This window comes from Afipia sp. OHSU_II-C1 (assembly GCF_000497575.1).
In the GTDB taxonomy this organism is placed as follows: domain Bacteria; phylum Pseudomonadota; class Alphaproteobacteria; order Rhizobiales; family Xanthobacteraceae; genus Afipia.
Genome location: NZ_APJI01000006.1, coordinates 112,480 through 126,008, shown reverse-complemented (window position 1 = coordinate 126,008; position 13,529 = coordinate 112,480). Strand labels below are relative to the sequence as shown.

General features: G+C 65.0%; 11 protein-coding genes. 4 read left to right on the top strand and 7 right to left on the bottom strand.

The window, feature by feature from the left end:
* The first annotated feature begins 85 nt into the window (after nucleotides 1–85).
* Nucleotides 86–655, top strand: coding sequence for a hypothetical protein (locus I554_RS0105780; RefSeq protein ID WP_024575989.1), 570 nt, complete (start codon nucleotides 86–88; stop codon nucleotides 653–655).
* Here the strand turns inward: I554_RS0105780 and I554_RS0105775 are convergent.
* On the bottom strand, nucleotides 652–1,551 hold the full coding sequence (locus tag I554_RS0105775; RefSeq protein ID WP_024575990.1) for a metallophosphoesterase: 900 nt from the start codon (nucleotides 1,549–1,551) through the stop codon (nucleotides 652–654). The two genes, I554_RS0105780 and I554_RS0105775, sit on opposite strands and share 4 nt — an antisense overlap.
* A 123-nt stretch (nucleotides 1,552–1,674) precedes the next feature.
* Here I554_RS0105775 and I554_RS0105770 point away from each other — a divergent pair, with 123 nt between their 5' ends.
* Together I554_RS0105770 and I554_RS0105765 are read left to right on the top strand one after the other, a co-directional pair.
* Nucleotides 1,675–2,160: an NUDIX domain-containing protein gene (locus I554_RS0105770; protein ID WP_024575991.1), complete on the top strand. Its 486-nt coding sequence runs from the start codon at nucleotides 1,675–1,677 to the stop codon at nucleotides 2,158–2,160.
* A 197-nt stretch (nucleotides 2,161–2,357) separates the two neighbouring features.
* Nucleotides 2,358–2,879 carry an N-acetyltransferase gene (locus I554_RS0105765; protein ID WP_024575992.1) on the top strand — a complete coding sequence of 174 codons (522 nt, stop codon included), beginning with the start codon at nucleotides 2,358–2,360 and terminating at the stop codon, nucleotides 2,877–2,879.
* 149 nt (nucleotides 2,880–3,028) lie between these two features.
* On the opposite strand, the gene I554_RS0105760 is transcribed toward I554_RS0105765, so the two are convergent.
* Nucleotides 3,029–5,371 carry a TonB-dependent receptor gene (locus tag I554_RS0105760; protein ID WP_024575993.1) on the bottom strand — a complete coding sequence of 781 codons (2,343 nt, stop codon included), beginning with the start codon at nucleotides 5,369–5,371 and terminating at the stop codon, nucleotides 3,029–3,031.
* 116 nt (nucleotides 5,372–5,487) lie between these two features.
* The gene (locus I554_RS0105755) at nucleotides 5,488–5,841 is read right to left on the bottom strand and encodes a DUF2946 family protein (RefSeq protein WP_024575994.1); all 354 of its coding nucleotides are present in this window, start codon (nucleotides 5,839–5,841) and stop codon (nucleotides 5,488–5,490) included.
* Nucleotides 5,842–6,068: 227 nt separating this feature from the next.
* Here I554_RS0105755 and I554_RS0105750 point away from each other — a divergent pair, with 227 nt between their 5' ends.
* Entirely contained in the window at nucleotides 6,069–6,290 is a 222-nt protein-coding gene (locus tag I554_RS0105750; protein WP_024575995.1) for a hypothetical protein, read from the top strand.
* A 65-nt stretch (nucleotides 6,291–6,355) separates the two neighbouring features.
* Here I554_RS0105750 and I554_RS0105745 read toward each other — a convergent pair whose 3' ends face one another.
* Genes I554_RS0105745 through I554_RS0105730 form a run of 4 tightly spaced genes read right to left on the bottom strand, consistent with a single transcriptional unit; the run spans nucleotide 6,356 to nucleotide 13,232 of the window.
* Complete coding sequence (locus I554_RS0105745) at nucleotides 6,356–8,419, bottom strand: membrane protein (protein ID WP_024575996.1); 2,064 nt, start codon at nucleotides 8,417–8,419, stop codon at nucleotides 6,356–6,358.
* Between the two features lie 3 nt (nucleotides 8,420–8,422).
* Nucleotides 8,423–11,287: a DUF4159 domain-containing protein gene (locus I554_RS0105740; RefSeq protein WP_024575997.1), complete on the bottom strand. Its 2,865-nt coding sequence runs from the start codon at nucleotides 11,285–11,287 to the stop codon at nucleotides 8,423–8,425.
* Nucleotides 11,284–12,228, bottom strand: coding sequence for a DUF58 domain-containing protein (locus tag I554_RS0105735; RefSeq protein WP_024575998.1), 945 nt, complete (start codon nucleotides 12,226–12,228; stop codon nucleotides 11,284–11,286). Before I554_RS0105735 ends, I554_RS0105740 begins: the two co-directional genes overlap by 4 nt.
* A complete protein-coding gene (locus I554_RS0105730; protein ID WP_024575999.1) occupies nucleotides 12,228–13,232 on the bottom strand; it encodes a MoxR family ATPase in 1,005 nt (334 codons plus the stop codon). Before I554_RS0105730 ends, I554_RS0105735 begins: the two co-directional genes overlap by 1 nt.
* Nucleotides 13,233–13,529: the final 297 nt, after the last annotated feature.

Sequence of the window (13,529 nt, the reverse complement as noted above, 5' to 3'; positions counted from 1 at the left end):
GGCCCGGGGCCTTGGCGCGGGAACAGGGTTACTGATAGATTAAGGGTGTCGAAACAAACCTATCGAACCCTAAGGTTTTCAGGTCATGGCGGAACAGAGCGTCCCGAGCGATTCGGCTGGTAAACCGAACCCGTTTCGGCTGCGTGACGCCTTGCGGAAGGCTCGCATCGAGGCCGCCGACCGCACCAGCGTCGTGGTCGATCTGCGCGACGCCGAAGTCGCCCGCCTGGAAATTCTCAACGACGCGCTCGATTCGCTGTTCTCCGAGATTCCCGCCGGCGTCGATCTGTTCGATCGCGGCATCAGCCAGGGCGATACGCCGCGGCTCTGGATCGACGCCGTCGCGCATATCGCGATGGGCCGCGACAAGCGCATCTATCGTTTCACGCAGGACACCCGTTTCGGCCGCATTGTGATTGCCGAGTCGCACGACATTCCCGTGATGGTCGATGCGGTGACGGATTACATCGCGCGCCGCCTGATCGAGCGCGAGCATGCGATGGTGGTGACGCCGGCTCCGGCTCCGGCGCCTGCTGCCGCAGCGTCTGCCCCGGTGAAGCGCCGCAGCGGCGTTTGGACGTTTGCGTTTGGCTTCGCCGCGGGCCTTGCCGCGCTGTTCGGTTTCGCGCTGGTGATGGCGCTGCGCGGAATCTAAATCAGTTTCTCATGTTTGAGTTCGCCGAGCTTCATCCCGTCGGCAAAGCCGCGCACGCGATGATCGCAGCGCCATGTATCGCCGTCGCGTTTCACTGAAAACAGATTGTACGCCGCAGGGTGATTGTGCCCGTGCGCCATGGCGGACGCCGACGGCACGCCGATCGCCGGGATCCGCCCGCGTGGTCCATCGAGCCACACGGTGGCATGGCGATGATCATGACCGTGAAGCACGAGTTCGACGCCGTGGCGCGCAACCAGACCCAGCAGTTCATCGGAATCGCGCAGCCGCGCTGCCCATCGGCCGGGCGATGTTTTCGGCGGGTGATGAATCAGCAGCACGCGAAACAGCTTTTCGGAAGCAAGCTGCGGCAGCAGTTTTTCAAGATCGCTGCGCTGCTGCTGTCCAAGCCGCCCTGTCGCCATGAAGGGCGCGGTGGGGACTGCGGTGGATACGCCGATCAGCGCAAGCGGGCCGCGCCGCCGCAGATAGGGGAATGTCGCTTCGCTGTTCTTCGCTGCGCCGTCGCTGCGAAGATAGTCCGCCCAGGCTTGCGGAAAATGGTCGCGGATGCCGCGCACATAGGCGTCGTGATTGCCCGGCACCAGCGACACATCCTCCGGCGTGCCGACGCTCTCCAGCCATCTGCGGGCTTCGGCAAATTCCAGCGGCAGCGCGATGTTGACGAGGTCGCCGGTAACGGCGATGTGGTCCGGCTGCTGCGCGTGCATGTCGGCGACGAGTTCGCCGAGCACTTCGCGGCGGTGGACCATGTGCCGCTTGCGCCGCCAGTTGAGATAGCCGATCGCGCGCTTGCCCGCGAGTTCGCGCAGACGCGGCCGCGGCATCGGGCCGAGATGCGGATCGGACAGATGCGCGAGCACGAACGGCGTCATTGAAACGTGACCGTCTGGAATCGAAATGCTATCACGCTTTCGTTCGCTATCACTCTCGCGCCCTCATGCCGTTCGTTTGGGGACAGACTGACATAACACGATCGCTGGACGGAATCTCGCGCCATGAACATTCAGGACTTTCGCGCGCGGTTTGAGTCCTTGATCCGCCGTTTGTTTCATTTCTATTGGCGGTTCGCCCGGGGCATGACACTCGGCGTTCGCGCCGTTGTGCTCGATGGCGAGAACCGCGTGTTCCTGGTCAGGCACAGCTACGTGTCCGGCTGGCATCTGCCGGGTGGCGGCGTCGAGACCGGCGAGACCTTTCTGAGTTCGCTGAGACGCGAACTGATCGAAGAGGGGCGTATCGAGATGACCGGCCAGCCGCTCCTGCATGGCCTGTTCTTCAACCGCCGGGTGTCGCCGCGCGATCATGTCGCGGTTTATGTCGTGCGCCAGTACCGTCAGGACCGGATGCCGGAGCCCAATCATGAGATCGTGGCCTGCGGCTTTTTCAGTGTCGCGGATTTGCCATCCGACACCACCCAAGGGACAAGGGCGCGGATCGCCGAAGTGCTGGATAACCGGCCTTTGACCGAGGACTGGATTTAACCGCCTCCGTCATTCCGGGGCGCGAGCGTCCAGCGAGCGAAGCCGGAATCCAGTCGTTCTGGATTCCGGGCCTGCGCGTAAAGGACGCGCATCCCGGTATGACGGCGGGTGAACCCGTGATTGGGCGGAGATTTCAGCTCAGTCGATCCGGTGAGCCGTAGACCGTGCCCACGCCAGATGCTAATTCGCGGTCCATCATGTCCGACCTTTCCCTGACCATCCTGGCCGAAACCCCCGGCGACGAGCAGGCCATCGAGCGCCTGCACGAGCGTACGTTCGGCCCCGGCCGCTACGCGCTCAGCGCCTATCGGCTGCGCGAGCATGTCGATCATCTGCTCGATCTGTCGTTTACCGCGCGGATCGGCACGCTGATGGTCGGCTCGGTGCGGCAATTGCCGGTCTGCATCGGCAACACGCCGGCGCTGCTGCTCGGTCCGCTGACTGTCGAGCCGCCGTTCCGCGACCGCGGCGTGGGCCGGGCACTGCTCGACCGCGCGTTGAAGGACGCGAAGGCGAAGGGACACCGGCTGGTGCTGCTGGTTGGCGATGAACCTTACTACAGCCGCGTTGGATTCAAGCGGATTCCGAAGGGCCGGGCGACCATGCCGGGTCCGGTCGATCACACGCGGCTCCTGGTGCACGAACTCGTCGAGGGCGCTTTTGAAGGCGTCAGCGGCGCCGTCCGCCCGGACTGGACGTTTGCTCCCTCTCCCCGCTGAGCCGCACATCCGATGTCATCCCCGCGAAAGCGGGGATCCATACTCCCTAAAGGTGGAGGTGTGCGCGGGCCGTTGCGCTTCCTTGCAGAACAGAGACGCCGAGTTATGGGTCCCCGCTTTCGCGGGGACGACCATGTGGGTGAGATCGCTCAGTACTTCACATTCGCGAACATGCGCACGCCGATGCCCGGCAGCAGGACCTGGTCCTTGCTGTAGGATACGGAGTTGCGGATGTCCTCGTTGAGCAGGTTATCGCCGACAACGCCGAAGGTGAATTGCTGCGCGCCCCACCAGTCGCTCTTGGCGAGCTTGGTGGTGTAGCTCAGTTCGGCCCGTAGGCGGTTGTAGCCCGGTGTTGAGGTCTCGATGCCGCCGATGTCGTTCTGTGCGAAGGCATGCAGCAGGTTCACGCGCGCGAGCCAGTTGGCGTCGCGGTAGTAGATGCCGCCTCCTAACCGCTGCGGCGGAATGCGCGGCACATTGGTGCCGTCCGTGAAGGTGGCGCGCACGATGTCGTACTGTCCTTCGACACCGAACTGTCCGGCCCACAGCGGCAACACGTCGTATTGGAACTGGAATTCGGCGCCGCGGAAGTTGGCGTTCTTTTGCGAGTAGATCGCCTGATTGAGTTCGAGACCCGGACCGGCCTGACACGTCACATCCTCACACGTATTGCCGGTGAGGCGGCGATAGATGAAGCCGTCGAAGCGTGTGTAGTAGCCGGTGAGTTCGAACCGGAACGGTCCGGTGGCGCGCCGCAGCCCGACTTCAACTGATTTCGCGGTCTCGATGCCGAGATTGGGGTTGCCGATATCGAAGGTTGTGGTGGCGTCGTGGCCGCCGCGCGAGAACAGTTCCGCAGGCTTGGGCGCGCGTTCGGTGTATTGACCGGTAATGCTGGCCGCGAGATTCCAGGGAAGATTCTGGATCAGGCCGACACTGCCGCTCTTCGGCGTGAAGTTCAGGTTGCGCGGTGTCGCCGGGCCGATGTCGGCCGGGTTGACGTTAAGATCGAACAGCTCCGGAATGAAAGCCGGTGTGGTGCCGCTCAAATTCACATGCTCGACGCGCGCTGCCACCTGTGCCTTGGTGATCTCGCTGAATTTGAACTCGTTGAAGATATAGCCCGCAACCTTGGTGTTCTTGTTCGGGTCCCACAGGCCGTTGAGCGGGCTGCCCGGATCGTCGGGGCTCGGCGCGGTCAGTTCCTGATGCGAGGCCTGCACGCCGACCGCAGTGGTCAAGGCCGCAAAGCGCAGATTGAGCGGCGCGAACTGCACTTCGACGCGGCCTTCCTGCTCCTTGTTGGTGAAGGTCTGGCGCACGCCGTCGCTTGAAAAATCAGCCGGATCGGCAAGGCCGATTTCATTGTGCTTGTAGTCGGTGGCGCCGGCCCAGAACCGGATCACGTCGATCGCCTTGCTGTCGGGGTGATAGTCGCCCTTCACCGTCAGCTTGGTCTGCCGCGCGCTGATGCGGGTGCGGTGATCTTCGCCGTCCTCGCCGGGGATGTGATAAATGCTGTTGTTCTGCTGGATCGCTGCGCCGATGAAGCCGCCTGCGAAGAAATAGGAGCCGCCGATCGACGCGCCGTCGGATTGTGTCGATGAATTCGGCTGCTTGCCGGTGAACGGCCGTGCCGGGTCGAAGCGGTAGGGCGAATTCGGAATGCTGTAGTCTTCAGTCTTGCGCGCGAACGCATCGGCATGGATCGCAACGTTGTTGCCTGCGGCATCAAGCAGCACCGCGCCCTCGCGTCCGAGATCGACGCTGGAGAGCGACGAGCGTGTTTCGAAACTGGCGCAGGGGTTCGACGGCGAGAGTTGCGGCGCCTTGACGTTGTAGCCGTAAGTCTGGATCGACGGCACCGCGCTGCACGGCAGCGTTTCGGGAATGCGGTTGTTGCTGGCGCTGACCACGCCGCCGATCGACTGCGATCCGTAGCGCAGTGTCGCAGGTCCGCGAATGACCTCGACCTGATTGGTTGAGAGCGGATCGATCGGCACGAAATGATCTTCGCCGAGATCGGATGCGCCGTTGCTGCCGATGCCGTTCTCGACAATGCCGACGCGATTGACGTCGAGCCCCCGAATGATCGGACGGCTCGATGCGCCGGGCGCGAAAGACGAGCCGGTGATGCCGGGCTTGTTGTTCAGGAGATCCCCGAGAGTCGCGGCGGCGCTGCGGCGGATTTCCTCATTGGGCACCACGGTGACCGTGGCAAACTGATCGGTGACAATCGGCAGTGTGCCCGCAAAGGTTTCGGGGTTGGGCGCAGGGGCAGCGGCTGGCGCTGCGGCCGTGGTGCGGCCCGGCTGCGCGCTATGCCGATGCGGCCGCTGGATCGGGCTCGGCGCCTGCACGACGATTTCGGGCAGCGTTTCGCCGGTAGCAGGATCGCCCTGCTGCGAGCGCGCGGCGCCGTTGACGAGAAGCGCCATCGCGACGGCGGAGCCGCCGGCCAGCGAGGCGCGAAGATACTTGTACGACATGATGATGCTTTGATCCTGATGCCGCCTCCGATCCATCGTGTGGGACCGGGCGGCTCACCTCGAATGTCCCGCGATCACCGCTGCGCGGGATCATCGGGATCGGACAACAATTCGAGTCAGGCTTGCGGAGGGGCGCGGGAGCGGAATGCGCCGCGGCGGGCGTCGTCCGCGATGGTTTCATAATGGAAGGCGGTCCGGAGCGCCGTGACCGTCAGCGGCATCGTCAGCGAGGGCGGAACTGCTGCGACGAGGGTGTTGGCCATCGCCATGGTTGCGCAGATGGCGCACAGGTCGCGATGGACATCCTGGTCGTGGTCTGTATCGGGCGTCGATGCTTGCGACTGGCTCGCCGCGATACCGGCAACGGCGACATCGTGGTGGCAATGGCCGAACGACAGGCCGAGTTGCAGCGCCAGCGCGAACAGTGCCAGCAGCGACAGCCTCTTTGCCTTCGATCGCAGCCAGTTCATAAGCCGATACGCCCCACACCCATCCGGTCAGCCCCGATAAGGCCGGCTCCAAATGTTATAATATAACATCGCTGGTCGAAGCCGGGGTGTCAACACAGGAGGCTCCGGGCCTGGCCGAAAGCGGCGGCGCGCGACCAAAAGGACACAGAGCGCCGACCGTTACATGGCTGTCATGGTTGACCGAATCGTAACGAACGGCTGTTCTCATTCGCACGAGGAGAGCGTGAATGCTCAAGTATTTTGAGAACGTCCGTCTTGTGCGAATGGCGGACGGTAAAACCTACAAGCTCATTCGGGATCTGGGCTTAGTCAAGGGCGGGAAGGGGCTTCGCTGCCACGAAGCGATCATGACTTTCCAGCTCAAGCTGAAGCCGGTCAGCATCCATGTTCCGCTATCGGAGCTGATCTCGATGCTGTCGGTCGCGATGGCCCGGCGTTCAGCCGCGTAACTTCCCGCACGCCACCTCTGGATTTTTGGCCAACTTGTTCATTGGCCCAGTCGGCCAATGGCCCACTAGCGGCCTTCGCGCAGCCAGGTGCTGGCGAATGCGCCGAGCAGCAGCAACAGACCAATCAGGCCGGCGAAGATCGGCAGCACGCCGATGCCGCGCACAACGCTCGCATCGCGCATTTTAACGCCGAGCCAGCCTTCGCCGCGAAACACGGTCGAGGCGCGCACCGGCAGCACGCGCGGCAGGTCGATGCTGCCGCTGTCGGCCACGCGGCGCGCATCGCCGCCGGTCGCCTGAAGCAGCGGACGCAGCGCCTCTGTTGTCGATGTGACTTCCGCGAATTCCTTTGGGTTGACCGGGCCGACATTGATCAGCGCCTTCAGCGACCCGTCGGTGGCCTGCCAGAGGCCAAGCTCGTCGGCGCTGATCGAGGCGCGCCATTCGCCGGGTTCGCCAGCGTTCAGCGTCACCTGGCGCGTCACGCCGGACGGAGATGTGATGGTAACCGGCTGCACGGTATCAGCCATGGTCTGGCGCATCGCGACGAGATCGCGGCCCTCGACTTTCAGCCGCAATGCTTCCTCATCGAGATCCGGCTGCTTCATCAGCCAGTGCGACATCCGCCGCAGCAGATCGAGATGCGGGCCGCCGCCTTCATAGCCGCGCGCCCACAGCCAGATGTGGTCGGACAGCAGCAGCGCGACGCGGCCTTCGCCCTGCCGTGACAGCAGCAACAGCGGCTTGCCGTCGGCGCCTTCCATGATCGGCGGGTTGGCGGGGTTGCGCGTGTCGATCAGGCGGAAGAAGCGGCTCCAGTGCGGCGGCTCGCTGCCGGAGCCTTCAAGTCCGCGCGTCACCGGATGGCGCTTGCCGATATTGCTCAGGCGCGCCGTGAAAGCCTGTTCGCTGACGCCGACCGGCTCTGCGGGGAGGATCGCATCGAGCGGCGTGCGCCAGATGCTGGTCGGGCTCGCATAATCGGGTCCCGCCGAAACCAGAACCGCGCCGCCGTTGCGCACATAGCGCGTGATATTGTCGAAATACGAGATCGGCAGCACGCCCTGCCGCGCGTAGCGGTCGAAGATGATGAGCTGGAATTCGTTGATCTTCTGCTGGAACAGTTCGCGCGTCGGAAACGCAATCAGCGACAGTTCGTTGATCGGCGTTCCATCCTGCTTCTCCGGGGGGCGCAGAATGGTGAAGTGCACGAGATCGACGCTGGCATCCGATTTCAGCAGGTTGCGCCAGGTGCGCTCGCCCGAATGCGGTTCGCCGGACACCAGCAGCACGCGTAGCTTGTCGCGCACGCCGTCGATGGACACTACCGCGCGGTTATTCACCGGTGTCAGTTCATCGTCGAGCTTCGAGGCCTCGATCTCGACAATGTTCGGTCCCGCATGCGGAATCTCGATGGTCACGCTGACCTGTTCGCCGCTGCGCACCGCGCGTTCGCTGAGCACGTCGCCGTCGCGCCGGACCACGACCCGGGCGGTCTGGTTGGTCACGCCCTGATCGTCGAGCCGATAGGTGATGGTCTGGGTCTGGCCGACAATGCCGAAACGGGGTGCGGCGACAATGGCGACGCGGCGGTCGCGCTCGTTGCTGCGCCCGGTCACCAGCGCATGTACCGGTGCATTGAAGCCGATGGCGGCAGCATTGGCGGGAATGTCGTGCACCCGTCCGTCGGTGATGAGAAACGCACCGGCCACGCGGTCGGTCGGCACATCGGACAGCGCCGATGTGACCGCTGAAAAAAGCTTGGTGCCGTCGGTTTCGCCGTCGGCCTGCCCGGCCTCGACAATGCGCACTTCAAGTCCCTTGATGTCCTTCAGACGGGCGACCAGTGCTTCGCGCGCCTCGTTGGTCTCGCGTGTCCGCTCGCCGAAATTCTGGCTCGGGCTCCTGTCGACCACGACGGCGGCGACCGAGGTGAGTGGTTCGCGCTCCTCGCGCGTGAACGACGGATTGGCCAGCGCAAGCAGGATCAGCGCCAGTGCGGCAACGCGTATCGCCGCGCCGCGCGCACGCGCAATCATCAGGACAGCCGCGATCACGACGATCGCGGCAAGACCGATCCACAACACGAGTGTGGGAACGAGGGGGGCGAATGCAATGCCATACTGCATGGATTATTGCCCCAGCCGTTCGATCAGCGCCGGTGCGTGTACCTGATCAGCCTTGTAGTTGCCGGTCAGCGTGTACATCACGATGTTGACGCCGGCGCGGAAGGCCATTTCGCGCTGGCGCGGATCGCCCGGCGTCAGCGGCAGCATCGGCTGGCCGTCGGCCCGCATCGCCCATGCGCCCGCAAGATCGTTCGAGGTGATGATGATCGGCGAGACACCATCGCCGCCGCGTGCGGGACGGTCTGCGGCATCCTCGTCCTCGACGCGCGGCAACGTTTCGACCCAGGTCTGGCCTGAGTTGAAGCGGCCCGGGAAGTCGCGCAGCAGGTAGAATGTTTTGGTCAGCACGTGTTCGCGCGGCACCGGCTCAAGCTCGGGAATGTCGAGCGATGAGAGAATTTCACGCAACGTCAGCATGCCAGGCGTCTGAGATTCACCGCCGGGACCCGGCGGCGCCTCAATGGCGTCGCGCGTGTCGAACAGCACCGTGCCACCCTGCTTCATGTAGGCATCGAGCTTGTTGATGGCGTCCTGCGACGGCTTCGGCGCGCCGGTGATCACCGGCCAGTACACCAGCGGGAAAAAGGCGAGTTCGTCGCGCGCCGGATCGACGCCAACCGGCTCGCCGGCTTCCAACGCGGTGCGTTGTGCGAGAAACAGCGTCAGGCCGGACAGGCCGGCCTTCACAATCGAATCCACATCGGCGTTGCCGGTCAGGACATAGGCGAGGCGCGTCTGCGCAACAGCCTTGATGGCGAAGTCGTCATTGGCGGCGCTGCTTGCGGGAGGTTTCGCGGGCGCGCTTTTCGCAGGAGCTTTCGGGGCCTGTGCGTAAGACGACGAGGGCACGCCGCTGACGGAAGCAAGCGCAAATGCGATGGCGAGTGCTGCCGCTGCGGCGCGGCGCCGGAACAGTGCAGCCAGCCCGCCTCCGAGAATGGCGACGATGATGGCGTCGATCAGGAACAGCGCTAGCGCGGTGGAGAGCAGGATGCCGCGCAGGTCGCGCGGCTCGGCATTGGTGTAGGTCGCGCGGCGTGCCTTCAACGCGGACGTATCGAGCGGCGCGAGCCGGTCGGCGGCAGCAAGCGCGTTTACAGCGAGAGGACCGTCGGCAGGGCCATAGAGACCGGGCGGATGATCGAGCGTGGCGCGGTCGCGGTAGTCGGCGCGCACCGGCTTTGCAGTCGAAGGCGGCGGACCGAATGCGCCGAAGCCGTCGAGGGTGCGGATCGGCGCAACAGTCTCCGCTCCGGCTTCAGTGGCGACTCCTGCGCCCACGTTGGCCGTGTAGCCGGACATATCGACGATTCGCCGCAGCATCTCGACGAAGGTGCCAGACAACGGCAGGTCCGACCAGCGCATATCCGCGCTGATGTGGAACAGGGCGAGCATGCCCCTGTCGCGATGCTCGCCGGTCACGAGCGGGGTTCCGTCGGCGAGCGACGCCCAGCTTCGCGAGGCCAGCGCCGGATCGGGTTCGGCCAGCACCTGACGCGTCACCGTAATATCCTTCGGCACGGTGAGGCCCGCGAATGGACCGTCGGCGGCGAACGACGCCAGCGGTTGCGGCTTCTCCCAGGTCAGACTGCCGCCAAGGCTGCGTCCGCCGCGCCGCAGTTTCACCGGCACCAGATCGTCGTCGCCGGCGGCGAGACGCGGCCCGGCGAAGCGCACCAGCACGCCACCCTGCGCGATCCATGTGTTGAGGCGGTCGCGGATGTCCGGCGTCAGGGTCCCGACGTCCGCAAGCACGATCATCGGCAGCTTCTGGTCGAGAAACTGTCCGATGGCCACCGCGGGCGAGCCGCGCTCGCCCAGCCGCACGTCGGCGAACGGTGCCAGCGCGCGTGTGAGATAGAAGGTGGAGGCCAGCAGCGGCTGTGCGGTATCGCTGGTCGCGCCGGAGACGATGCCGATGGCGCGGCGGCGCCAGCGCTTGTCGAGCAGCTGCACCGCACCGGCCGAGCGCTCACCCGAGACTTCAAGCCGGGTGATGTCGTTGCGCAATTCCACCGGCAGATCGAAGCTCGCCTCGGTCTCGCGATCCTGCGCGCCAAACGCAAACTTCGCTTCGCCGATCGGCGAACCCTTCTGGTCCAGCGCGCGGACAAGTCCGATATCTCCACCGCCACTGCTGGCGCGCAGCACCTTCACGGTCATTTTCGCGGCCGCATTCTCGGCCGCGACCAATGCATGCGCGGGCGAAGTGCCGCCTTCAAAGATCGTGAGCGCGCGATCCTGAATCGTTTTCGCGAAGCCTTCGGTGAACTCGCTGCCGCGTCCGGTATCGATGCCGTCGCTAAGCCAGACGATTTCGCTGTCGCCGGTCTTGGCAAGAAAGCGCGCCAGCGCCGGCAGCGTCTCGACGCGCTCGATGGCATAGGGTTTCGGCGCGAACTGGCGTAGCGCCACCCGCGCGGTTCCGGCCGGCATCAGCGTGATGTCGCGGGTGGCGTCCGACAGCGGCACAAGCGCCACAGCGCGCCGGTCGGATTCCGCGTTGGTAACCAGCTCGTCCGCGGTCCTGATGCGGGCATCCCAGTTGGACGCGGCGCTCCAGCCGTCGTCGAGCAGCAGCACCAGCGGCGCGCTGGAGCGCGTCACGCCTTCGCTCGGATTCCAGACCGGACCGGCGGCGGCGAGGATCACCAGCGCAGCGGCGAGCAGGCGCAGCAGTGTCAGCCACCACGGCGTGCGCGAGGGTGTTTCTTCCTTCGGCGCTATATCGAACAGCAGGCGCGTCGGCGGAAAATCGATGCGGCGCGGGCGCGGCGGCATCACGCGCAGCAGCCACCATAGTGCGGGAAGGCTCAGCAGGCCCGCCAGCAGCCACGGTTCGGCGAACGAGAGCGGCAGGCCCATCATGAGGTGCGCCCCGCTGTTATAGCGACGCGGCCGGCACTGCCTTTGGTGACCATCATGCCGCTGTGCAGATACAGCAGCAGTTCGGCGGCCGAGCGATCGGTGGTGTGGGTCGAGAATAGCCAGCCGAGCTTGCTGGATTCCTCGCGGATCGCGGCGCGATGGGCGGCGACGCGCGCGGTATAATCCTTGGCCCAGGTCTCGGCGCGTCCCGCGGTGATGACCTCGCCGCCCTCGGGCTCGACGAATTCGATGCGGCCGGAATAGGGGAACGTTTCTTCGGCGGGATCGACGACCTGCAACAGCGTCCCATGCGCGCCGGACGAGGAGAGGCCGCCGAGCATGGCGCGGATGTCACTGAGGGGCGACCAGAAATCCGACAGCACCACGACTTCCGCGAGCGCGGACGGCACGAACGATGGCGGCAGGCTGGATCGGGTGGCGGTGTCGTGCAGGATCGCCTGCGCCATCTTGTCGACGATGTTGCTGCTCGAACTCGGCGACATCAGTCCGGGAATGCCGACACGTTCGCCGCCGGACACCAGGAGATCGGCCAGCGCGAAGGTGACCACCAGGGCACGCTCGAGCTTGCTGTCGCGCGCGGTCTTCGAGGCGAACGCCATCGACTTTGAGCGGTCCGGCCACAGCCACACGGTGTGCGCGGCTTCCCACTCCTGCTCGCGGACGTAGAGATGATCGTCGCGGGCAGAACGGCGCCAGTCGACGTTCTGCGAGGCTTCGCCGGAGACGAAGCGGCGGTACTGCCAGAAGTTCTCGCCGGTGCCGGCCCGGCGGCGGCCGTGCAGGCCGTGGATGACGTTGGCCGAAATGCGCCGCGCTTCCAGCACGAGACGCGGCAGCGACGCGGCGAGCGAACGGCTTTCACCATCTGCGCGTCGGACTGCTTCGATCTCCTGGAGTGCGGGTTGCGGCCGTGGTGCCATCAGCCGATCCGTGATTTCAACTGCTTGATAACGTCGGTCACGGTGCGGCCTTCGGCGCGCGCCGAGAATGTCAGCGCCATGCGGTGCTTCAGAACGGGCTCTGCGAGATCGAGCACGTCGTCGATCGACGGCGCGAGCCGCCCGTCGAGCAAAGCACGGGCGCGGACCGCAAGCATCAGCGCCTGGCTGGCGCGGGGTCCCGGTCCCCATGCGATTGATTTGCCGATCTCGCCGCTGTCCTCGCCGGGACGTGCGGACCGCACGAGCGACAGAATGGCCTCGACCACGGAATCGCCGACCGGCAGACGGCGCACCAGCCGCTGCGCGGTGATGAGCGTCTCGGCGGTCATCGCTGCCTTCGCGGCGGTCTGTTCGGCGCCGGTGGTTTCGAACAGGATTCGGCGTTCGGCGTCGCGGTCCGGATATTCGACATCGATCTCCATCAGGAAGCGGTCGAGCTGGGCTTCCGGCAGCGGATAGGTGCCTTCCTGCTCCAGCGGGTTCTGCGTGGCGAGCACATGGAACGGTTTCGGCAGATCGTGCCGCGCGCCGGCAACCGTGATGTGCTGCTCCTGCATCGCCTGCAACAGGGCCGACTGCGTGCGCGGGCTGGCGCGATTGATTTCGTCCGCCATCAGAAGCTGCGCGAACACCGGTCCCGAGATGAACCGGAACGAGCGCTTGCCGCTGACGCTCTCGTCGAGCACTTCGGCGCCGAGAATATCGGACGGCATCAGGTCGGGCGTGAACTGCACGCGCTTGGCGTCGAGCCCGAGGGTGATGCCCAGCGTCTCGACCAGTTTGGTCTTTGCCAGACCGGGAACGCCGATCAGCAAGGCGTGACCGCCGGACAGGATCGTCACCAGCGCATTCTCGACCACGCGTTCCTGACCGAAGATGACAGTCGAGACCGCTTCCCGCGCGGCGCGGATGTTTCCCGCGATCTGCTCGGCCGAGCGCACGATCACGTCTTCCAGTTTCTCAACACCTTCTGCGCCAGCCATATTCATCGCTCCTTATCGGCCCGCGCCGGGCCGCCTTCGGGGGTTCCGCGGACTCAAAGCCGTGACTTCAGATCGCCGGCCCATGCTAAACCGGCGCAAAGGCCATGTATTCTTTTATGTATTCGCCGATTTCGGCTGTCCCCACATTAGCGGGTGGGGGGCTTGAAACTCATCACGATGTGGCGAGTAATCCCGCCGCACTCAGGTATGATTTGTCGGTTATGTCATCGTTCCGGGTTTTCCAGCTTTCGGTTTTGTAACGTGCACCAATCGTGCCAAACAGAAGCGTCAACGGTC